Below are 19,282 nucleotides of genomic sequence, written 5' to 3'. Positions count from 1 at the left end.
CCGCGATGGGCTGCGAAGCGGCCCCGGCGATTCTGAAATCACCTACAATCGCTGGCTCAATCGCAGATACCAATGGCCTCAGGGGCCGCTGCGCAGCCCATCGCGGCCAGGTCCGCTCCTACATGGATTTCGGCGGTTCATCCCTTAACTGACCGGCATTGGGGCAAGCCCAGCTCTCATAGAACAAAATTTATCTCATTGATTTTTAAAGATAAATTTTTTGCCGATTTATCGGCATGTTCTCTGCGCGACAGCGCAGCCTCAAAGAGGCGGGGCGGACTCCTACAGACGTCAGGCCGGCACGGCCTTGTGCGCACGCTGATCCTGAGCGGTGACCCACTGGCACAATTCGATCATTTGTTCGCGCATCCAGCGGTTGGCCGGGTCCTGGTCGGTGCTCTCATGCCAGTACAGATGGGTTTCGACAGCCGGCACGTCGTTGACCGGCAGCGTCGCAAAGGCCAGGCCATGATGGCGGGCGAAGCGCTCTGGCACGGTCATCACCATGTCGGTGTGCTGGAGCACTTGCGAGGCCATCATGTAGTGCTGCGAGCGCAGGGCGATCTTGCGCTGCACGCCCATCTTGCCCAGTGCCAGGTCGACATAGCCCAGGCCGTTGCGGCGGCTGGAGATATGAATGTGGGTCATGGCCAGGTATTCATCCAGGCTCAGCTTGCCCTTGTTCTGCGGGTGGCCCTGGCGCATGGCACACACGTACTGGTCTTCCATCAATTTGACGTGGCGTACCTGCGGGTCGGTATTGAGCGGCGCGTCGACGGCGAAATCCAGACGCCCGGCCGCCAGTTCCTTGGTGGTTTCCCGGCGCTTGCACAAGAAGCTTTCGATCACCACCGCCGGGGCCTGGCGGCGCAGGCGCTGGAACAGTGGTGGCAGTACAACCGCTTCCGTGAGGTCGGTCATGCTGATGCGAAAGGTCTTGCTGGCTTGCAAGGGGTTGAAGATACGGCTTTCCTGGACCGAGATCCGCAGCAGCGACAGGGCGTTGCGCACCGGCCCGATGATGTTCTGCGCCATCGGGGTCGGCACCATGCCTTGGGCGGTGCGCACGAACAGCGGGTCGTTGAAGGTTTCGCGCAGGCGGGCGAGGGCGTTGGAGACGGCTGGCTGGGTAATGCCGACGATCTGCCCGGCGCGGGTCAGGTTGGCTTCGGTATAGATGGCATCGAAGACAATAAACAGATTCAGGTCGACCTTGCTCAGGTTCATGGGCTACGCCTCTTGTTATGTTATTGGCCGATCATATATCGGTGATGAATGTTTATACACGCCGAGAATAGGCTAGGTAAATCTTTGCCGCTGCACTAGCATCCTTTTTCATGACTCCCGCCCCCTCATTCGAGAAGGTAAATGCCATGGATTTCGCGTATTCCCCCAAGGTTCAGGCACTCCGCGCGCGCGTTACCGCGTTCATGGATGCCTATGTCTACCCCGCTGAACCGGTGTTCGAACGCCAGGTGGCCGAAGGCGACCGCTGGCAGCCGACGGCAATCATGGAGGAGCTCAAGCAAAGGGCCCAGGCCGAAGGGTTGTGGAACCTGTTTCTGCCCGAGTCGGAGCTGGGGGCGGGCTTGACCAATCTGGAATACGCGCCGCTGGCGGAAATCATGGGCCGCTCGCTGCTGGGGCCTGAGCCGTTCAACTGTTCAGCACCGGACACCGGCAATATGGAAGTGCTGGTGCGCTATGCCAACGAGGCGCAAAAGCAAGAATGGCTGGAGCCGCTGCTGCGCGGTGAAATCCGTTCCGCTTTCGCCATGACCGAACCGGATGTTGCCTCATCGGACGCCACCAACATGGCCGCCCGGGCCGAGCGCCAGGGCGATGAATGGGTGATCAATGGCCGCAAGTGGTGGACCTCGGGCGCCTGTGACCCACGCTGCAGGATTCTGATCTTCATGGGCCTGAGCAACCCGGACGGGCCTCGTCACCAGCAGCACTCGATGATCCTGGTCCCGGTCGATACCCCCGGCGTGAAAATCGTTCGCCCATTGCCGGTATTCGGCTACGACGACGCGCCGCACGGGCACGCCGAGGTGCTGTTCGAGAATGCGCGGGTGCCTTACGAAAACGTGCTGCTGGGCGAAGGGCGTGGGTTCGAAATTGCCCAGGGGCGCCTGGGGCCAGGCCGGATTCACCACTGCATGCGCTCGATCGGCATGGCCGAGCGGGCACTGGAGTTGATGTGCAAGCGTTCGGTGGAGCGTACCGCCTTCGGTCGTCCATTGGCGCGGCTGGGCGGTAACGTCGACAAGATCGCCGACTCGCGGATGGAGATCGACATGGCGCGGCTGCTGACCCTCAAGGCCGCCTACATGATGGACACCGTGGGCAACAAGACCGCCCGCAGCGAAATCGCTCAGATCAAGGTGGTGGCGCCGAATGTGGCCTTGCGGGTCATCGACCGCGCGATCCAGATCCATGGCGGCGCCGGGGTCTCGGGGGATTTTCCGCTGGCTTATATGTACGCGATGCAGCGCACGCTGCGCCTGGCCGACGGCCCGGACGAAGTGCACCGCGCGGCGATCGGCAAGTATGAGATTGGCAAGTATGTGCCCAAGGAGATGCTGCGCAGCGAACGCTGATCAGCGAACCCACACCTCTACCCGACGGTTTTTAATGCGGCCTTCATCACCGTCGTTATCGGCCACCGGCAAGTGCGCGCCAAGGCCATGAACGTCGCTGACGATCAGCCCGTGCCGGGCCAGTTCGCGGCGGACCGCCATGGCGCGCAGCTTCGACAGCAGCGTAGCGCGCTGCGGATCATCCTTGGCATCGCCAAAACCGGCCAGGCTGACCTTGCTGGCCGGTTTGCCGTGGGCCTGCAGGTAGTCCACCAGCCGTTGCAGGTCGGCGTAGGCCTTGTTGTCGAGCGCGGCGCTGCCCTCGGCAAAACGAAAATTCACCGACAGGCGCACCGCGTCGCGGGCCAGTCGCTGATAAGCCGCTGGCATTTGCGGCGCGGGTTCGACTTTCATCGCCTGCACGGTCTGCGACACAAACCCCACCTCAGCCACCAGCGCTTGTCCGGCCGGGCTTTGCGCAAAACTCACTAATGCCTGGGCCCATGGGTTTGGCCTGGCCAGGGGCACATAGAAGTACAGCCGACGGGACAGCGGATAGTCCTCGGTCGCAATCACGCGCGGAGCAGGCGCCAGTGCCTGCCCCTCACCATCGGCAACGGCAATGGGTTTGGCCTGGCGCACATAGGGCAGGCCGATAAAGCCGATGCCTTGCCGATCATTGGCCACCGCATCGGACAACGCCTCACTGGATTCAAAGCGCCGGGCTGATGGGCTCAGCGGTTGCTGCTGCGGGTCCAGCACCAGGTTCTTGAAGGTTTCGAAAGTGCCGGAGCGGTCGTCGCGGGCATACAGGTGAATCGGCCCGGAGGGGGCGCCGAGCTGGTCCCAATTGTGGATCTGACCGGAAAAGACCTGCGCCAGTTGCAAGGTATCGAGCCGGCTGAGCGGGTTGTCCGGGTGCAGGATGATCGCAACGCCGTCGATGGCGATGACCTGTTCAGCCTGACGGCTCTGCAGGTCACCCAATGCCAGCAGGGCATCGCGCTCGCTGTCCTTGACCGGGCGCGAGGAGGCGACAAGATCCGTCTTGCCGTGTTCCAGGGCCTCGAACCCGGTGCTGGAACCGTGGGCATCAACCTCGACCCAGACCGGCTGGCCCTGAGCGGTGGAACCTTGCACTCGCACTTCGTTGGCGGTGTTGGCCGGCAGCACGCGCACATCCTTGAGTCCCTGCTGCTCCATCAAGCCTTTCACCAGGGCGGGCCCCAGCACCGCGCCGATAGTGTTCGAGCCCTGAATCCGCAGCACCGGCGCATCGCCTTCGGGCAAGGGCAATGCAGCCCGTGCCGTGGCTGTCAGCAGTGACAGGGCCAACACAAACCAGCGGTTCAGAAGCGGAGGGCGGAACATGCGGCAGCACCTTCAGGGAGCAGGGGTGCCGGGAGAATAAGTCAGTCAGATGACCGAAGCGTTACAGTGCGATGGTCGTACCCCAGGCTGCACACGCAACCCGGGGCAGCACTCGATCAGGCCAGTTCCAGCCAGATCGGGGCGTGGTCGGAGGGTTTTTCCATCGCCCGCAGGTCGTAGTCGACGCCAGCATCCTTGATCCGTGGCAACAGCGCGTTGGAGGCCATGATCAGGTCGATGCGCAGGCCGCGCTTGGGCTCATCCTCGAAGCCGCGGCTGCGGTAGTCGAACCAGCTGAAGCGGTCGGTCACGTCCGGGTTCAGGTGGCGGAAACTGTCGACCAGGCCCCAACTCTTCAGGCGCGCCATCCACTCGCGCTCTTCAGGCAAAAAGCTGCATTTGCCGGTCTTCAACCAGCGTTTGGCGTTCTCCGGGCCGATGCCGATGTCGCAGTCTTCAGGCGAGATGTTGACGTCGCCCATCACCACCAGCGGCTGGTCATTGCAAAATTCGCTTTCGAGCAGGGTTTGCAGGTCGCGGTAGAAGCGCTCCTTGGCCGGAAACTTGGTGGGATGGTCGCGGCTCTCACCTTGGGGGAAGTAGCCGTTCATGATGGTCACTGGCTGGCCGTTATGGTCGGCGAAGGTGCCCCAGATGAACCGGCGCTGGGCGTCTTCTTCATCGGAGCTGAAGCCCTTGACCAGGCTCAGGGGCGCCTGGCGTGACAACAGGGCAACGCCGTAATGGCCTTTCTGGCCGTGAAAATGAACGTGGTAACCCAGGGCCTGGACTTCAGCCAGCGGGAACTGCTCGTCGCTGACCTTGGTTTCCTGCAGGCCAATCACGTCAGGCTGATGTTTTTCGATCAGCGCCGCGAGCTGATGAGGCCTGGCCCGCAGACCGTTGATGTTGAACGAGACAATCTTCATGAGGCGGCAATCCTGGCGCAAAAAAAACGATGCTAGCCGACATCGATGGCGGCGGCCAGCGTGGCGGGCAGGCGGTTGGCCTGCTAACGTCGCAGGAGCGTTCAGGCGCCGGCAAATCCGGCACTCCAGGGAAAGCGAGCCACCGACCGAGTGGCCGTCCGTCAATCGAGGAGTCATGTGCATGTCCGAAACTGCCACTGCCGATGCCTTTGCAACGGTTCACCTACTCGACGGGGGATACAGCCGCGAAGCTCGTTCGCTGCTCTATAACGCCTATCGCCATGAGCCGACCTTTGCCTACCTGTTCGACGCCGAGCGCCCGGGCTACGAGCAACGCGTCCGGGCCACGGTGCGTGAACTGGTCAAACAGCATTTTTTGCAGGAGCTGCCAGCGCTGGGGCTGATGATTGACGACCGGCTGATCGGCATCGCCCTGATCGCGCCGCCACAACGCCGGCTGGGTGTTACCGAAAGCTGGGCCTGGCGCTTGCGGATGCTGCTCAGCACCGGCTTGCGTTGCACGCGCCGTTACCTGGACTACCACACCGCCGTGCTGGCCTGCCTGCCATCCGATGCGGTTCACCAGTTGCCATTGCTGGGCGTTCATCCGCAGTTCCAGGGGCAGCATTACGGCGAGCAATTGCTGGCGGCGGTGCACAACTGGTGCGCCCAGGACCCGCATTCCAATGGTGTGGTAATCGACACCGGCAACCCGCGCTACCTGGCGTTCTACCAACGTCAGGGTTATGAAGAGATCGGCGAGGTGGCGATCGGGCCTGTGCGCGAGCATGTGTTCTTTCACCCCAACCCTCAGGTCGCGGTGTAGCGCAGTCATCGCGCAGGCGATAACAAAATCAAGCCAATCCCGGGCTCTATTTCGGCCCTATGCTCGTGTTAGCATCCGCGCCTATGAAGTGTTCAGGACGATTTTCCAGTGCGCTGATCCTGTTGCTCACCAGCCTTGCGGCCAATGCCCAAAGCGAGCTGGTGGTACGGATCAAGCCCGCCAATACGGAGCTCAAGGCCAATGTCGAAGGGTACATCGGCAGCCTCGGTGAGCGTGATGAAGAAGCCTTGTTGCGGTTCAGCCGCGGTGCTGAGGAGCAGGCGCGCAAGGCCGCCCAGGCGCTGGGTTATTACCAGGCGCATATAGAAAGTGAGGTAAAACCTGCCAAGGACAAAAAAAACCTTCGGCTTGAGATCAACATTGAGCCCGGCGAACCGGTGCGCCTGCGCGATGTGACCGTCCGTATCCAGGGCCCGGCCAGTGAACTCAAAGCTTTCCGCATTCCCGACAGCCAAGCCCTGCGCCCCGGCGTTGTGCTCAACCATGGCCACTACGAAGACGCCAAGCGTCTGATCCAGAACCAGGCCTCGCGCTACGGCTTTTTCAACGGCCGCTTTGTGCGCCAGCGGCTGGCGGTCGACCCCCAGGCGGGCGTGGCCGACATCGAACTCATCTACGACAGCGGCCCGCGCTTCACGCTGGGCAAGGTCAGCTTTGAAGGTGACACGCCTTTTGATGATGAGTTGCTGCAACGCATGGTGCCGTTCAAGGAAAGCACACCCTACGACTCGCAGCTGATCGCCGAATTGACCCAGTCGCTGCAATCGAGCGGCTATTTTGAAGGCGTGCGCGTCGATGCCGCGCCTACTGCCGCATCCGCCCAGGCGATTCCGGTCAGTGTTCAACTGCAAACTCGCAAGCCGCGGACCATGGGCCTGGGCCTTGGCTTCTCGACCGACGTCGGCCCTCGCGGCAAAGCCAACTGGACCCGCCATTGGATCAACCCTCAAGGCCACAGCTACGGCACAGAAATGGAGCTGTCGGCTCCACGCCAGAACGTCGGGCTGTTTTATGACATCCCGCTGGACCCACCGCTGACCGACAAACTGCGCTTTGCCGGCGGCTATCAATACGAAGAAATCGCCAATACCGACAGCGTCAGCAAGCTGCTGACCCTGGGCCCTGAATGGCACAGCAAGTTGCCCAGCGGCTGGCAACGGGTGATTTCCCTGAAATGGCAGCACGAAGAATACAAACTGGGCGATGACTCGGGCCTGAGTAACTTGCTGATGCCTGGCGTCAGCTATTCATACCTGCGCAGTGACAACCGCATCGACCCGCACAACGGTTATCGCCTGCAGTTCGACGCGCAAGTGGCCAAGGAGGGGCTGCTTTCGGACACCAACCTGTTGCATGGCAACGTGTTGGTCAAGGGCTTGACCACCGTCGGCCAGAACCACCGCTTCCTCGGCCGCGTGCAGTTCGGCGGCAGCGCCACTAATGGCTACAAGCAAATTCCGCCATCCCTGCGCTTCTATGCCGGCGGTGACCAGAGCGTGCGTGGCTACGATTATCAGTCGCTGTCACCGGAGAACTCCGATGGCGACAAGATCGGCGGCCGATACCTGTTGGCGGGCAGCCTTGAATACCAATATTCCATCACCGAAAAATGGCGGGTCGCGTCCTTCTTTGATCAGGGAAACTCCTTCAATACCCTTGAATTGCCTAGCCTGAAAACCGGTGTGGGCATTGGTGTGCGCTGGGTCTCTCCGGTAGGGCCATTGCGCCTGGACCTGGCCCATGCGCTGGATGACGGTGGGTTTCGTTTGCACTTTTCCATGGGGCCTGAGCTGTGAAGCGGGGTTTGAAAATTGTACTGCTGGGGCTAATCAGCCTTGTATTGCTGGTGGTGGCCGGCCTTGCGCTGGTGCTGGGTACCGAGACCGGCAGCCGGTGGGCGCTGGCCCAAGTGCCGGGCTTGCAGCTTGAAGGCTACAGCGGGCGGTTGGGTGGCCAATGGCAGGCTGATCATCTGCTCTGGGAGCAGGATGGCAACCGGGTTGAACTGAACAAGCCCTTGCTGGCCTGGTCGCCCGGCTGCCTGTTGCGCATGACCTTGTGCATCGATCGGCTACAGGTCGATCAGATCAGCCTTGATCTAGCGCCCAGCGAGGCCGAACCGGACAGCGGCCCGCTGCAGTTGCCTGACCTGAAGTTGCCGCTGGCCATCAAGTTGGGCGATGTGCGTATCGGCAGTTTGCGCCTGGATGGCAACCAGCAGTTGAGTGAGTTGCAGCTGGTGGCAGCCTGGACGGTGGCGGGCCTGCAACTGGAATCGCTCACGCTGCAGCGCGACGACCTGCGGCTCGACCTGCGCGGCACCCTGAAACCCGGAGGCCGCTGGCCGCTGGAAGCCAGCGGTCAGTTGCAATTACCCGCGATGGGCGAGCAATCCTGGCAGTTGGCGTTGAAGATCAATGGCGACCTGCTCGATACCCTGCACCTGACGGCCAACAGCAGTGGCTATCTGCAAGGCCAGCTCAGGGGTGACCTCAAGCCGCTGGCCGAGCACCTGCCCGCGAAACTGCGCCTGACCGTCGATGGCTTCAAGCCCGAGGCGGGGCTTCCCGATACCTTGCAACTCAACCAGCTCACGCTGACGGCCGAGGGTGATCTGGCCGCCGGTTATGCGATCAATGGTCAGGCCAGCCTGCCGGCAGAGCAGGGCCCGGTGGCACTGCTGCTGCGCGGGCGAGTGGATGCCGCCGGTGCCGATATCCAGGCCCTGGAGCTGACGGCCAGCGCCGAGCAACAACTGAAAATCGGTGGCAAGCTCGGCTGGGAAAAGGGCCTGAGCGCCCAGGCGAAGGTCGATTGGCTCGACTTCCCGTGGCATCGACTCTACCCGGTCATCGATGAGCCTGAGGTGGCGGTGCATCGCTTCAATGCCGTTCTGGACTACAGCGACGGCAAATACCTGGGCCATTTCAACGGTGACCTCAATGGCCCCGCCGGCGCGTTCAAAATCAGCAGCCCGGTCAGCGGCGACCTGACTCAGGTATTTCTGCCTCAGCTGGAACTGGTCGCGGGGCAAGGCAAGGCCACCGGCAACCTGAAGGTGCAGTTTGCCGATGGCATTGGCTGGGACACTGCACTGGACCTCAGTGCACTGAACCCGGCCTATTGGGTCGCCGAGCTTCCAGGCACGCTGGCCGGCCCGTTGCGCAGCACCGGTGAATTCAAGGACGGCAAACTGAAGCTGGACGCCGACCTGGACCTCAAGGGCCGATTGCGAGGCCAACCGGCGGTGCTGCAGGCCAAGGCCCAGGGCGCGGACCAGCACTGGACGCTGGGCGCTCTGGAGATCAGCCTGGGCGCCAACCGTATTCATGGCAGTGGCAGTCTGCAGCAGCGCCTGGCTGGGCAAATCGATATCGAACTGACGCGTTTGGGCCAGCTCTGGCCGGCACTTCAAGGCCAGGTCAACGGGCGTCTGGATGCATCCGGTACCCTCGACAAGCCGCAAGGGCACTTGAAGTTGCAAGGCCGCCAGTTGGCGTTCCAGGACAACCGGATGCAAGGCCTCGAGCTGGTGGCCAGCCTGGATGACGCCCAGCGCGCCAAGGTTGATCTGGGCGTTACGGGCATTCGCGCCGGTGACACCCCCCTGGGCACCCTCACCGCAAAAGGCCAGGGCGATATCCGCCAGCAAGCGCTGACCCTGGCGTTGCAAGGGCCGAAATTGAAGCTTGAACTGGGTGTGGACGGTCGCCTCGACCAAGGCAATTGGCGCGGGCGCCTGGCCAGCGGCGAGATCCAGACCGGCGGCCAGACCTGGCGCCTGCAAGGGCCGGCGAAGCTGGAGCGACTGGCCACAGGTCAAGTGGACCTCGGTGCCCACTGCTGGGCTTCAGGCCCCGCGAGCCTGTGCGGCGACGACCAGCGCCTGCTGCCCGAACCGAAACTGCGCTGGCACCTCAAGCAATTCCCGCTTGAAAGCCTCGCCCAATGGATGCCCAGGGATTTCGCCTGGCAGGGCCGCCTGAGCGCCGATGTGCAGCTTGACCTGCCCGCGGCCGGCCCCAAGGGCCAGGTGCTGGTCGACGCCAGTGGCGGCACCCTGCGCTTGCGCGAGAAGGACCAGTGGCTGGATTTCCCCTATCAGACCCTGCGCCTGGACAGCAAACTGGGGCCCAAGCGCATTGACACCCGCCTGGACTTCCTCGGCGCTCGGCTCGGTGAACTGGTGGTCAATACCCAGATCAATCCCCTGCAGAAAAACAAACCGCTGAGCGGCGATTTCCGTTTGAGCGGGCTGGACCTGGCCATCGCCCGGCCATTCGTGCCGATGGTCGAGCGACTCAATGGCCAGCTCAATGGTGCAGGTCGCCTGTCTGGCCCCCTGCTGGCCCCTCAGGTCAACGGCAGCGTGACGTTGAAGGATGGGGAAATCAGCGGCGCCGAATTGCCCACCGCACTGCACGACTTGCAGGTACAGGCCTTGATCGCCGGTGAAAGCCTGCAGGTGCAGGGCAACTGGAAGGGCGGGGAAACCGGGCAGGGCAACCTGAGCGGGCAAATCAGTTGGGCACAGGCGCTGGATGTGGACCTGCGCGTGCAGGGCACGCGCCTGCCGGTCAGCGTTGAACCGTATGCCGTGCTGGAAGCCGCTCCAGACCTGACCATCCAGGTCAACGGCGAGCGCATCGCCATCGCCGGCAAGCTGCTGATTCCCAAAGGCGCGATCACCATTCGCGAGCTGCCACCCTCGACCGTGAAAGTCTCCGAAGACACGGTGATCGTCGGTCACCAGACCGAAGAGGGCAAACAGCCGATACCGATGGCGATGGACATCGACGTCGAGGTCGGCCAGGAAAAACTGTCATTCAAGGGCTTTGGCCTGACCGCGAACCTGGCGGGCCGTGTGCACATTGGCGACAACCTCGATACCCGCGGTGAATTGAATCTCAACGATGGCCGCTACCGCGCCTACGGCCAGCGCCTGACCATCCGCCGTGCCCGCCTGCTATTCGCAGGCCCCATCGATCAGCCCTACCTGGACATCGAAGCCATTCGCAAGACTGACGACGTGGTGGCGGGTATTCGCTTGACCGGCAGCGCCGAGCAGCCGACCACCCAGGTGTTTTCCGAGCCGGCCATGAGCCAGGAGCAGGCACTGTCCTATCTGGTGCTGGGGCGTCCGTTGGGGAGCAGCGGCGAAGACAACAACATGCTGGCCCAGGCGGCCCTGGGCCTGGGGTTGGCGGGCAGTTCGTCGATCACCAGCGGCCTGGCCAACCGGCTGGGGATTGAAGACTTCCAGCTCGACACCGAGGGCAACGGCACCAGCACCAGCGTGGTGGCCAGCGGTAACCTGTCCGAGCGCTTGAGTCTGCGCTATGGCGTCGGGGTGTTCGAACCCGCCAACACCATCGCCCTGCGTTACCTGTTGAGCAAGCGCTTGTACCTGGAAGCGGCCAGCGGCCTGGCAAGCTCGCTGGACCTGTTCTACAAACGCGACTTTTGATCGCTGGCGCGCACGGTGGCGGCTTCAATGAATTCGTTGAGGTCGTCGTCCGGCGCAGGTGGCAGCGTTACCCGGATCGGGCTGATCAGGTTGGTGTACTCCTCGATCAGCCGACTGACTGCCTCTGGAGGCTCGCAGGCCTTGAACTGCATGCTGATCTGCACTTCATCCGGGTCGCGCTCCTCGCTCTGGCGCTTGTCGGCGCCGACGGTGACAAAAAAGCGCTCGCTCTGCAGGTCACCGTTTTCCAGGTCATGGCTGGCCTTGGCCAGTTCTGTGGCCTGGATCCGCACCGACAGATCCACCTGCATCTGTTCCAGCGCCAGGCCTCGTGGCGCCACCAGCGCCACCAGTGGGATGCGCATATGGTGATGATCATCCAGTGCCACCTCGACCATCTTGGCTTTCATTGGCGTGCCGAGGTCGTCGGCGTCATAGTCGAAGAACTGATCGAACAGCTTGATGTACTGCTGGGCAATCAGGTTGTTGGTCGCAGCGGCGGCTTCTTGCAAGCCTCGGGTGATATCGCGCAGGTCGCTGGCGGTCATCGGCTCTTTCTTGCGGGAATAGAAGGCCACGAAGGTCGGCTCCTTGATCTAACGGCAAAAAGCCCCGCCGAAGGGCGAGGCACTGCAAGCGGTGGTGCGGGAGTGGTGTCAGGCAGGGGCCGCCGATTGCTCGAGCTGGTCAGGCATCGGCAATGCCGATGTCGGCAGCGCATCGGTGTTGGCGGCTATAGCGTTTGGCATTACCGTGGGTTTGGTCGCGGCATCGGTCAGGAATTCGATCACCCGCAGCAAGGCTTCCGGCGGCTCCTGGCGCACCACGCGGGTATTAAAGGCGTAACGGGCGCGGGTATCGGTCTTGCGGGTCTGGCTGGACTTGTGGCTGACCTGGCCCTTGACCGAAAGCCGGAACGGCCCCCAGCCCAGCGATGACTGAAACGAGGCTTCGCCAGCGGTTTCAGACATGCTTTCCGCCTGCTGACTGATGGTCAGCTCGAACTCGATATTGCCTTCTTCGATACTGATGTTCGGGTGGGTGATGGCCGCCAGCAGGGGAATCTGCATTTTCTTGGCGATGGTGCCCTTGTACACCCCTTGCTCATCGGTGATGGTTTCGTCGTAGTCGAACTGGATCGCGACGGCCTTGCCATCCTGAATACAAACGCCCATCAGGAAGTCGGCGTACGCCTTGCTCGCCGAAATCTGCGCCGTGATCATCGCTTGCAGCGGGCCGGAAATCATCCGGTCCAGGGGCAGCGCATTCATGACCGAGCCGATCAGGCCGTTATCGATTGTTGCCATGGGTGATGTCCTTATCTGTGTTTGGGTTGAACGCGGCGCCATACTCCTCTACTGAGTTGTTGGCGATCAGCGGGAAGTGATTACCCGGGGACCGTGCGATCAAATAATGTAGGAGCCGAGCTTGCTCGCGATGGGCTGCGCAGCAGACCCGGGGCCGCTGCGCAACCCATCGCGAGCAAGCTCGGCTCCTACGCCAACCGTCGAATATTCCCGATCTGGCGCAAACTCAGCCCGTATTTATCCGCCAACACACTGCGCGAATAACCCTTGGAACTTTCCTGCTGAATTTGCTGGTTGCGCAGTTGCCTGGAAAAGTGATCGGCCTTGGGGATTTCCAGCGCCATGCCGGCGCAGCGCTTGATGAGCGCCTTGAGCTCATCCTGCGGAAGTACGTCGGCCAGCGACGTCCGTTCGGCGTGCTTGGGGATGTATTTGGGGCGACCGCCGTAGATGCAGGTCAGCCGATAGGCATGTTCCAGGCCGATACAGTCGACCAGCATCTGCAGGGTGTGAGGGAGTTGGGAAATATCGACTCGCTTGAGGTCTGTGACGTCCATGTTGACTTCCTGTAACGATGATTGGCCAGCAAACGGTTTCGCGCCGCTGGCGCGGTTACCTTCACCCTCAAAAAGGTTGAAGCCTTGAATCGATTCTCGGCCAAGGGTCCGCTTGATATCTAGGCTGCAAGCGGCTTTCGGTGAGTAGCCTTTTGGGCATTTGAGCGGTAGGTAAACGGCAGATTCCTTGCAGTCCCTGGATGTACCTTGCCGCCAAAGGCCTTGTGTTTATTGAAGGGGGAAATTTTTCCTGCAAGGGTGTGTCGTAAAAGTTCAGACCCATCAGGCGCAGGGTTTTGTCAGCAGCAGGCTGGCCTGGCCCAAGGCTGCCGCATCGGTGCTGCGAGTGCCTTCGGCGACCGATCGCCAATCCACCCAGATACAGATCGCGGTCAGTGGCACTCCGCTGTGCTCACCGATGGTCTGTGGGCTGAAGTCGTGCCGATACCAGGCCTGAGTGCGTTTGAGTGCGCCGACGCTGTGCGCCTGGGTGAGGGTGAGGGTCACCAGCGCCGGGATGTCGCGCGAGGGCAAGGTGAAATGGGGGCGACCAGGGCCGGCGGTGAAATGGCCGGCCTGGCGGGTGCGTTGCCAGAGCTGTTGCCACTGGCTGGCACTGGCGCTGGCGCCCAAAGTGGAACCGAAGACAATCAGAGTGTCGTCATCGAGTGATTCGGTTTGAAGTGCCTGAGCAGGCAGGATCAGCAGCGCGAAAAGCGCGGCCAGGAAGCGAATGGGCATGGTGATACTCCTTCAGGAGCCAAATGGCTGGAAGGGGCATGGTTTCAGTTCGGGCGGGTTGGCCTACAGCCGGAAAGTATTCAACGGCAAGGCTGAGGTAAGATGTGCGTTTTGATCGTAAGCAGGAAACCCTAATGACTCAGTCTCAACGCCTGAAATACTCCATCGTGATTTCCCTGATCGTGCTGGGGACGATGTTCGGGCTCTCGTATTTGCAGAATGCCGGTGTTATCAGCGAGAAAGTCTTCCAAACCATTGCGATCGCCGTAGCGGTGGTCGTCGTGGTCATCAATGGCATCATGCGGCGTAAAGTGAAGCCTTGAGCCGCCTCATCAAGGCGGCATCGGCCCGAGCGCTCAGCCTGCTTCGAGCAGGGCCCGTGCCTGCGGGTTAAGGCTGTAGGCCTTGTCGGCGCCGAGGCTGATGACGCCTTCGGCGCTGAGCCGCTTGAGCACTTGGCCGCGGCATGCTGCTGGCCAATCCGCATTTCCCCTGATGAGGACAGCATGAGCGCGATTATTCTTGAATCCATCTTGACCTGTCCGCGTTGTGGTTTTTCCAAGCTGGAAACCATGCCCACGGACGCTTGTCAATACTATTACGAGTGCAGCAACTGCAAGACGCTGCTGCGCCCTAATCCCGGAGATTGCTGCGTATTCTGTTCGTTCGGCTCGGTCAAGTGCCCGCCGATCCAGCAGCAGCGCGGCTGTTGCCTGTAGAACCCAGGTGGATCACGGGTAATCCACCTCATGGAACACCTCCTGCCTGGCTCAGTAGGCTGGGTGGTCTGGCAATGCCCGCCAGGGATCGTCAATCAGTCCGCGTGCTCTAGCGCAGCAGGTGCACTGCCAAGCCGATGAGCGCACAGGCCATCAGCACCTGAATCACGCCGCGCTTGAAGCGGAACAAGGCAATCGCCGCCGCAATCGCAATCAGCGCGGAAGGCCAGTCGAGAGTGCCGCTCAAACCGGTTGGCCACAGCACGTGGTAGCCAAAGAAACACGCCAGGTTGAGGATCACCCCCACCACGGCGGCGGTAATCCCGGTCAGCGGCGCAGTAAACTTGAGTTCGTTGTGGGTCGACTCCACCAATGGGCCGCCGGCGAGAATGAACAGGAATGAAGGCAGGAAGGTGAACCAGGTCACCAGGGTTGCCGCGACGGCACCGGCCAGAAACACTTGATCGGCGCCAAACACCTGCAAGGTATAAGCCCCGACGAAACCGACGAAAGCCACCACCATGATCAGCGGCCCCGGTGTGGTTTCCCCCAGCGCCAGGCCGTCGATCATCTGGGTCGGGGTCAGCCAGCCATAGTGACCGACCGCACCCTGATAGACATACGGGAGCACGGCGTAGGCACCGCCAAAGGTCAGCAGGGCGGCCTTGGTAAAGAACCAGCCCATCTGGGTCAGGGTACCTTGCCAGCCATAGAGGGCGGTCAGGATCCCCATCGGCAACGCCCACAGCACGATGCCGATCAGTGCCAACAGCGCCAGTTTCACCCAGCTGAAGCGGGCATGCTCGGGGGAGGGGGTGTCGTCATCGATCAAGGCCGGGCCGAAGGACTTTTTGGCGGCACTATGGCCCCCGACTCTGAATTTTTCTGGAGCCAGCCGACCTCCCACATAACCGATCAGTGCTGCACCCAGCACAATCAGCGGGAATGGCACATTAAAGGCGAAGATGGCGGTAAACGACGCCGCCGCCATGGCCCACAGCCAATTGTTCTTCAACGCCCGAGAGCCGATTCGGTGGGCCGCTTGTACGACAATCGCCGTCACCGCGGGCTTGATGCCATAGAAGAGTCCGGCCACCACAGGCACTTCCCCGAAGGCGATGTACATCCAGGACAAGGCGATCAGGATAAACAACGATGGCAACACAAACAGCGCTCCGGCAATCACGCCTCCCCAGGTTCGATGCATCAGCCAGCCAATGTAGGTCGCCAATTGTTGGGCCTCGGGCCCGGGCAGCAACATGCAGTAGTTGAGAGCGTGCAGGAATCGTCGCTCGGAAATCCAGCGCCGGCGTTCTACCAGCTCTTGGTGCATGATCGAAATCTGTCCGGCTGGCCCGCCGAAGCTTATGAAGCCGAGCTTCAGCCAGAACCAGAACGCCTCGCGCAAACCGATCGGCTCAGGCCTCGACAGTTTCACTTCAACCGCCGATTCGGAAACCTTACTCATTGGGTTGTTCCTCTTTTGCAAACTCGGCGAACAGGCCGTCGAAGATGGCGCTTGCAGCAGCCAGCAGGTGGTCGTCGTGACTAATGGTTTCGCGCAGTCCCGCCAGCACACGCTCGATGCCGGCAGCCTCCACAGGTTGAACGCCTCCGATATCGAGGTAGTGCACCAAGGCCGCGATGCGGTTTAGCCCAGGCTCTTGAAGTGCAAAGCTGGCTTGTAGGGTTTCGAAGGTCACCCGATTGCCGACATGACTGAAAGTCGCGTCATCGAAGTCAAAACCCAGAGCATCGGCTGGACAGTCCTGAGGCTGGTTCAGCCAGAGGATCTGAGCCTTTGGATCAATGAATCGACGGATCAGCCAAGCGCAAGCCAGGCGGTCAACCCAAGGGCGTTTGCGGGTTGCCCAGATACGACCCTGATAGTCGGCAAGGCTGAGTGCTGGTATGGGCAGATCCCGGCTATATGGCTCATCCGCCGACAATGCCCTGCTGACCGCCGTCTCCAGCTCCTGCAAAGCCGCGTCGATCTGCTGCTTCGGCTTGCCTGGAAAGTAATCGATGTTGACCAACTGCTCATAGGCCTTGCGCAGCTTGCGAATCTGCTTGGTGGTGAACAGCGCATTATCAGTGGTGAGCTGTCCCCGGCACTCTTCAATTTCGGTGCGCAGCTTGCTGTAGTCCTCGCTTCGGTTGAACAACCCGATAAAGCGTTCGCCGCCTGGGTCCACCACAGGAAGGACAAAGGCGATGCCATTGATAGCCAGGATGTCACGCTCAACCGAGGCCAGTGCTTCACGACAGGCGCCGGTGTCGGGCAGCAGGTAAGCACCATCGCGCAAAACCGCAGCCCCAGACGCTTTTAGGGCGCGCCAGGCGCGCATGCGCTCCGTCGCATTTGCGGTCGGTAATCCCAGGATCAGAGTCAGCCAATTATTCATGTAATGAAAGATCGAAATAATGTAGAGATCGCTACATTATCTCTGCGCAAGAAAATTGGAAAGCTGTATCAACAGACTCGTCTCAGGCTCCAGATGAAGACAAGCAGGGTTGTATCTGCCGTAAATTTTTTACGCTTTCTTTACAGTAGGTGTTTTTGCCCACAATTATACTGGCTGCGATTTTTTAGATCGTCCATGCGCGTTGCATTTCCAATGGCCTTGGTCAATCGTATTGCCCAAGGATGGCATGCACTTCCTCCCCTCAATCCGAGAGAAGCGACCTTGAGCGAAACAGCGATCCCTGCCCATGAAGACTCCCAATCCAGAACGTCAGGAGTGGGCTTGCTCATCGCCGCGGTCGGAGTTGTTTACGGGGACATTGGCACCAGCCCCCTGTACACCCTTAAAGAAGTGTTCTCCGGTCACTACGGCGTCCAGGCCAATCACGACGGCGTACTGGGCATTCTGTCATTGGTCTTCTGGTCATTGATCTGGGTCGTCTCGATCAAGTACGTGCTGTTTGTCCTTCGCGCCGACAACCAGGGTGAGGGGGGCATCATGGCCTTGACGGCACTGGCGCGTCGGGCCTCGGCGCCGTATCCCGGAATGAGCAGGATCCTGGTGTTGCTCGGGCTGTTTGGCGCGGCACTTTTTTACGGGGACAGCATGATCACCCCGGCCATCTCGGTACTCTCTGCGGTTGAAGGGCTGCAGCTTGCGTTCGATGGCATCGAGCACTGGGTCGTGCCGCTGTCCGTGGTCGTTCTGGTAGCACTTTTCCTGATACAGAAACATGGCACGGCGCGTATCGGCATCCTGTTCGGCCCGGTCATGGTGCTGTGGTTCGTGGTGTTGGGTGCGCTCGGCATTTACGGCATCCTGCAACGCCCGGAAGTGCTGCAAGCGGTGAATCCTGCGTGGGCCGTGCAATTCTTCGTGGTTCATCCGGGTATTGGCGTGGCCATTCTGGGCGCCGTCGTGTTGGCATTGACCGGTGCTGAAGCACTGTATGCCGATATGGGCCATTTTGGTCGCAAACCCATTGCTCGTGCCTGGTTCATCCTGGTGCTCCCCGGCCTGGTGCTCAATTACTTTGGCCAGGGCGCGTTGATCCTGGGTAACCCGGAGGCTGTGCGCAACCCGTTCTATTTGCTGGCGCCTGACTGGGCATTGTTGCCGATGGTCGCGCTGTCGACACTGGCCACCATCATCGCTTCTCAAGCGGTGATCTCCGGTGCTTTCTCCCTGACTCGGCAGGCCATCCAGTTGGGTTACGTCCCTCGCATGTTTATCCAACACACCTCCAGCCAGGAAAAGGGACAGATCTATATCGGCATGGTTAACTGGGCGTTGATGGTCGGTGTCGTGCTGCTTGTGATTGGTTTCGAGTCGTCCAGTGCGTTGGCCGCCGCCTATGGAGTCGCCGTAACGGGGACCATGTTTATCACAACCCTCCTGTCCTCGGCTGTCGTCCTGCTCCTATGGAAAATTTCGCGCTGGTTGGCGATCCCACTGCTACTCGGATTTTTGCTGGTAGACAGTCTGTACTTTGCCGCCAACGCACCGAAGATCTTCCAGGGCGGCGCGTTCCCTGTGATTGCCGGCATTGGCCTGTTCATTTTGATGTCGACCTGGAAGCGGGGCCGGAAAATTATTGTTGAGCGGCTGGACGAAACCGCGCTGCCGCTGCCGTTGTTCATTAGCAGCATCGGCTCGCAACCACCCCATCGTGTGCAGGGTACGGCGGTATTTCTGACGGCCCGGACTGATGCTGTCCCTCATGCGCTATTGCACAACCTGTTGCATAACCAGGTGCTGCACGAACAGGTGGTGTTGCTCACTGTGGTGTCTGAAGACAGCCCTCGCGTTAGTGCTGACAGGCGGTTTGAGGTTGATGTCTATGGTGAAGGCTTCTTCCGGGTCAGTCTGCACTTTGGTTTTATCGAGGAGCCCGACATCCCCTTGGCCTTGAGTCTTTGCCACTTGAAAGAGCTGGATTTCAGCCCGATGCGCACCACTTACTTCCTGAGTCGCGAGACGGTCATCCCGACCAAACGCATCGGGATGGCTCGTTGGCGCGAAACCCTGTTCGCGTTCTTGCTGAAGAACGCCAACAGCAACCTCAAATATTTCAATCTACCGCTCAATCGTGTGATAGAGCTGGGCACGCAGGTTGAGATGTAAAGAATAAGCAAGGCCGCCATCGGCGGCCTCAGGTTGATGACAAACCCCTGTAATTACATGGACTCGCCCACGCCGAGGCGTCAATGCGCCACGGTGGCGGTCTAAGAAGCCAACGACAGCGAGGGCGAGTCCATGAAAAAGAATACGACGATAGATCAGTCCCTGTCTTCCAC

The 19,282-nt window shown here is 60.9% G+C and carries 16 protein-coding genes and 1 pseudogene; 7 read left to right on the top strand and 10 right to left on the bottom strand.

From position 1 onward, the window contains the following. Positions 1–291: 291 nt before the first annotated feature. The gene (locus GUY40_RS27010) at positions 292–1,227 is read right to left on the bottom strand and encodes a LysR family transcriptional regulator (protein WP_166571963.1); all 936 of its coding nucleotides are present in this window, start codon (positions 1,225–1,227) and stop codon (positions 292–294) included. A 146-nt stretch (positions 1,228–1,373) separates the two neighbouring features. On the opposite strand from GUY40_RS27010, the gene GUY40_RS27005 reads away from it, so the two are divergent. Continuing rightward, the gene (locus GUY40_RS27005) at positions 1,374–2,603 is read left to right on the top strand and encodes an acyl-CoA dehydrogenase (RefSeq protein WP_166571962.1); all 1,230 of its coding nucleotides are present in this window, start codon (positions 1,374–1,376) and stop codon (positions 2,601–2,603) included. On the opposite strand, the gene GUY40_RS27000 is transcribed toward GUY40_RS27005, so the two are convergent. After that, the gene (locus GUY40_RS27000) at positions 2,604–3,953 is read right to left on the bottom strand and encodes a phosphate ABC transporter substrate-binding/OmpA family protein (protein WP_166571961.1); all 1,350 of its coding nucleotides are present in this window, start codon (positions 3,951–3,953) and stop codon (positions 2,604–2,606) included. It lies immediately after the preceding gene. Between the two features lie 116 nt (positions 3,954–4,069). After that, positions 4,070–4,882 (bottom strand): exodeoxyribonuclease III, encoded by an 813-nt coding sequence (gene xthA, locus GUY40_RS26995; RefSeq protein ID WP_166571960.1) that lies wholly within the window; start codon positions 4,880–4,882, stop codon positions 4,070–4,072. A 181-nt stretch (positions 4,883–5,063) separates the two neighbouring features. Between xthA and GUY40_RS26990 the strand changes: the two genes are divergently transcribed. The 3 genes from GUY40_RS26990 (at position 5,064) to GUY40_RS26980 (ending at position 11,196) form a co-directional block, all read left to right on the top strand. After that, positions 5,064–5,708, top strand: a complete 645-nt coding sequence (locus GUY40_RS26990; protein ID WP_166571959.1) for a GNAT family N-acetyltransferase — start codon at positions 5,064–5,066, stop codon at positions 5,706–5,708. Between the two features lie 83 nt (positions 5,709–5,791). Next, entirely contained in the window at positions 5,792–7,525 is a 1,734-nt protein-coding gene (locus GUY40_RS26985; RefSeq protein ID WP_166571958.1) for an autotransporter assembly complex family protein, read from the top strand. Then, positions 7,522–11,196 (top strand): translocation/assembly module TamB domain-containing protein, encoded by a 3,675-nt coding sequence (locus tag GUY40_RS26980; protein ID WP_166571957.1) that lies wholly within the window; start codon positions 7,522–7,524, stop codon positions 11,194–11,196. The genes GUY40_RS26985 and GUY40_RS26980 overlap by 4 nt, the downstream gene beginning before the upstream one ends. Here GUY40_RS26980 and GUY40_RS26975 read toward each other — a convergent pair. The 4 genes from GUY40_RS26975 to GUY40_RS26960 form a co-directional block, all read right to left on the bottom strand. Then, positions 11,178–11,744, bottom strand: coding sequence for a DUF2589 domain-containing protein (locus GUY40_RS26975; protein WP_166571965.1), 567 nt, complete (start codon positions 11,742–11,744; stop codon positions 11,178–11,180). The genes GUY40_RS26980 and GUY40_RS26975 overlap by 19 nt on opposite strands. A 108-nt stretch (positions 11,745–11,852) precedes the next feature. Next, complete coding sequence (locus GUY40_RS26970; RefSeq protein WP_166571956.1) at positions 11,853–12,503, bottom strand: DUF2589 domain-containing protein; 651 nt, start codon at positions 12,501–12,503, stop codon at positions 11,853–11,855. Between the two features lie 188 nt (positions 12,504–12,691). Further along, positions 12,692–13,060, bottom strand: a complete 369-nt coding sequence (locus tag GUY40_RS26965) for a Mor transcription activator family protein (protein ID WP_166571955.1) — start codon at positions 13,058–13,060, stop codon at positions 12,692–12,694. 282 nt (positions 13,061–13,342) lie between these two features. Then, positions 13,343–13,801, bottom strand: a complete 459-nt coding sequence (locus GUY40_RS26960; RefSeq protein ID WP_166571954.1) for a hypothetical protein — start codon at positions 13,799–13,801, stop codon at positions 13,343–13,345. A 134-nt stretch (positions 13,802–13,935) separates the two neighbouring features. Between GUY40_RS26960 and GUY40_RS26955 the strand changes: the two genes are divergently transcribed. Next, positions 13,936–14,124 carry a hypothetical protein gene (locus tag GUY40_RS26955; protein ID WP_166571953.1) on the top strand — a complete coding sequence of 63 codons (189 nt, stop codon included), beginning with the start codon at positions 13,936–13,938 and terminating at the stop codon, positions 14,122–14,124. 33 nt (positions 14,125–14,157) lie between these two features. Here GUY40_RS26955 and GUY40_RS26950 read toward each other — a convergent pair. Then, positions 14,158–14,259: pseudogene (locus tag GUY40_RS26950) on the bottom strand (fe2+ zn2+ uptake regulation protein); the annotation flags it as partial. Positions 14,260–14,307: 48 nt separating this feature from the next. Between GUY40_RS26950 and GUY40_RS26945 the strand changes: the two are divergent. Further along, positions 14,308–14,520: a GDCCVxC domain-containing (seleno)protein gene (locus tag GUY40_RS26945; RefSeq protein WP_166571952.1), complete on the top strand. Its 213-nt coding sequence runs from the start codon at positions 14,308–14,310 to the stop codon at positions 14,518–14,520. A 109-nt stretch (positions 14,521–14,629) separates the two neighbouring features. Here the strand turns inward: GUY40_RS26945 and chrA are convergent, their stop codons facing one another. Then, positions 14,630–15,988, bottom strand: coding sequence for a chromate efflux transporter (chrA, locus tag GUY40_RS26940; RefSeq protein ID WP_166571951.1), 1,359 nt, complete (start codon positions 15,986–15,988; stop codon positions 14,630–14,632). Continuing rightward, the gene (locus GUY40_RS26935; protein WP_166571950.1) at positions 15,981–16,925 is read right to left on the bottom strand and encodes a chromate resistance protein ChrB domain-containing protein; all 945 of its coding nucleotides are present in this window, start codon (positions 16,923–16,925) and stop codon (positions 15,981–15,983) included. The genes chrA and GUY40_RS26935 overlap by 8 nt, the downstream gene beginning before the upstream one ends. A gap of 282 nt (positions 16,926–17,207) precedes the next feature. Between GUY40_RS26935 and GUY40_RS26930 the strand changes: the two genes are divergently transcribed. Next, entirely contained in the window at positions 17,208–19,109 is a 1,902-nt protein-coding gene (locus tag GUY40_RS26930) for a potassium transporter Kup (protein WP_166571964.1), read from the top strand. Positions 19,110–19,282: the final 173 nt, after the last annotated feature.

Origin of the sequence: Pseudomonas sp. R5(2019) (genome assembly GCF_009905435.1) — a bacterium.
Lineage (GTDB): Bacteria > Pseudomonadota > Gammaproteobacteria > Pseudomonadales > Pseudomonadaceae > Aquipseudomonas.
Note: the sequence above shows the minus strand (reverse complement) of the source record. Positions and strands in the feature narration are given on the sequence as shown.

Bases quoted from the DNA above. Each gene is read 5' to 3' on its own strand.
- GUY40_RS26960 (WP_166571954.1), bottom strand. From the start codon at position 13,801: ATGCCCATTCGCTTCCTGGCCGCGCTTTTCGCGCTGCTGATCCTGCCT.
- GUY40_RS27010 (WP_166571963.1), bottom strand. From the start codon at position 1,227: ATGAACCTGAGCAAGGTCGACCTGAATCTGTTTATTGTCTTCGATGCC.
- chrA (WP_166571951.1), bottom strand. From the start codon at position 15,988: ATGAGTAAGGTTTCCGAATCGGCGGTTGAAGTGAAACTGTCGAGGCCT.
- GUY40_RS27000 (WP_166571961.1), bottom strand. From the start codon at position 3,953: ATGTTCCGCCCTCCGCTTCTGAACCGCTGGTTTGTGTTGGCCCTGTCA.
- xthA (WP_166571960.1), bottom strand. From the start codon at position 4,882: ATGAAGATTGTCTCGTTCAACATCAACGGTCTGCGGGCCAGGCCTCAT.
- GUY40_RS26955 (WP_166571953.1), top strand. From the start codon at position 13,936: ATGACTCAGTCTCAACGCCTGAAATACTCCATCGTGATTTCCCTGATC.
- GUY40_RS26985 (WP_166571958.1), top strand. From the start codon at position 5,792: ATGAAGTGTTCAGGACGATTTTCCAGTGCGCTGATCCTGTTGCTCACC.
- GUY40_RS26990 (WP_166571959.1), top strand. From the start codon at position 5,064: ATGTCCGAAACTGCCACTGCCGATGCCTTTGCAACGGTTCACCTACTC.
- GUY40_RS26965 (WP_166571955.1), bottom strand. From the start codon at position 13,060: ATGGACGTCACAGACCTCAAGCGAGTCGATATTTCCCAACTCCCTCAC.
- GUY40_RS26935 (WP_166571950.1), bottom strand. From the start codon at position 16,925: ATGAATAATTGGCTGACTCTGATCCTGGGATTACCGACCGCAAATGCG.
- GUY40_RS27005 (WP_166571962.1), top strand. From the start codon at position 1,374: ATGGATTTCGCGTATTCCCCCAAGGTTCAGGCACTCCGCGCGCGCGTT.
- GUY40_RS26970 (WP_166571956.1), bottom strand. From the start codon at position 12,503: ATGGCAACAATCGATAACGGCCTGATCGGCTCGGTCATGAATGCGCTG.
- GUY40_RS26945 (WP_166571952.1), top strand. From the start codon at position 14,308: ATGAGCGCGATTATTCTTGAATCCATCTTGACCTGTCCGCGTTGTGGT.
- GUY40_RS26975 (WP_166571965.1), bottom strand. From the start codon at position 11,744: ATGACCGCCAGCGACCTGCGCGATATCACCCGAGGCTTGCAAGAAGCC.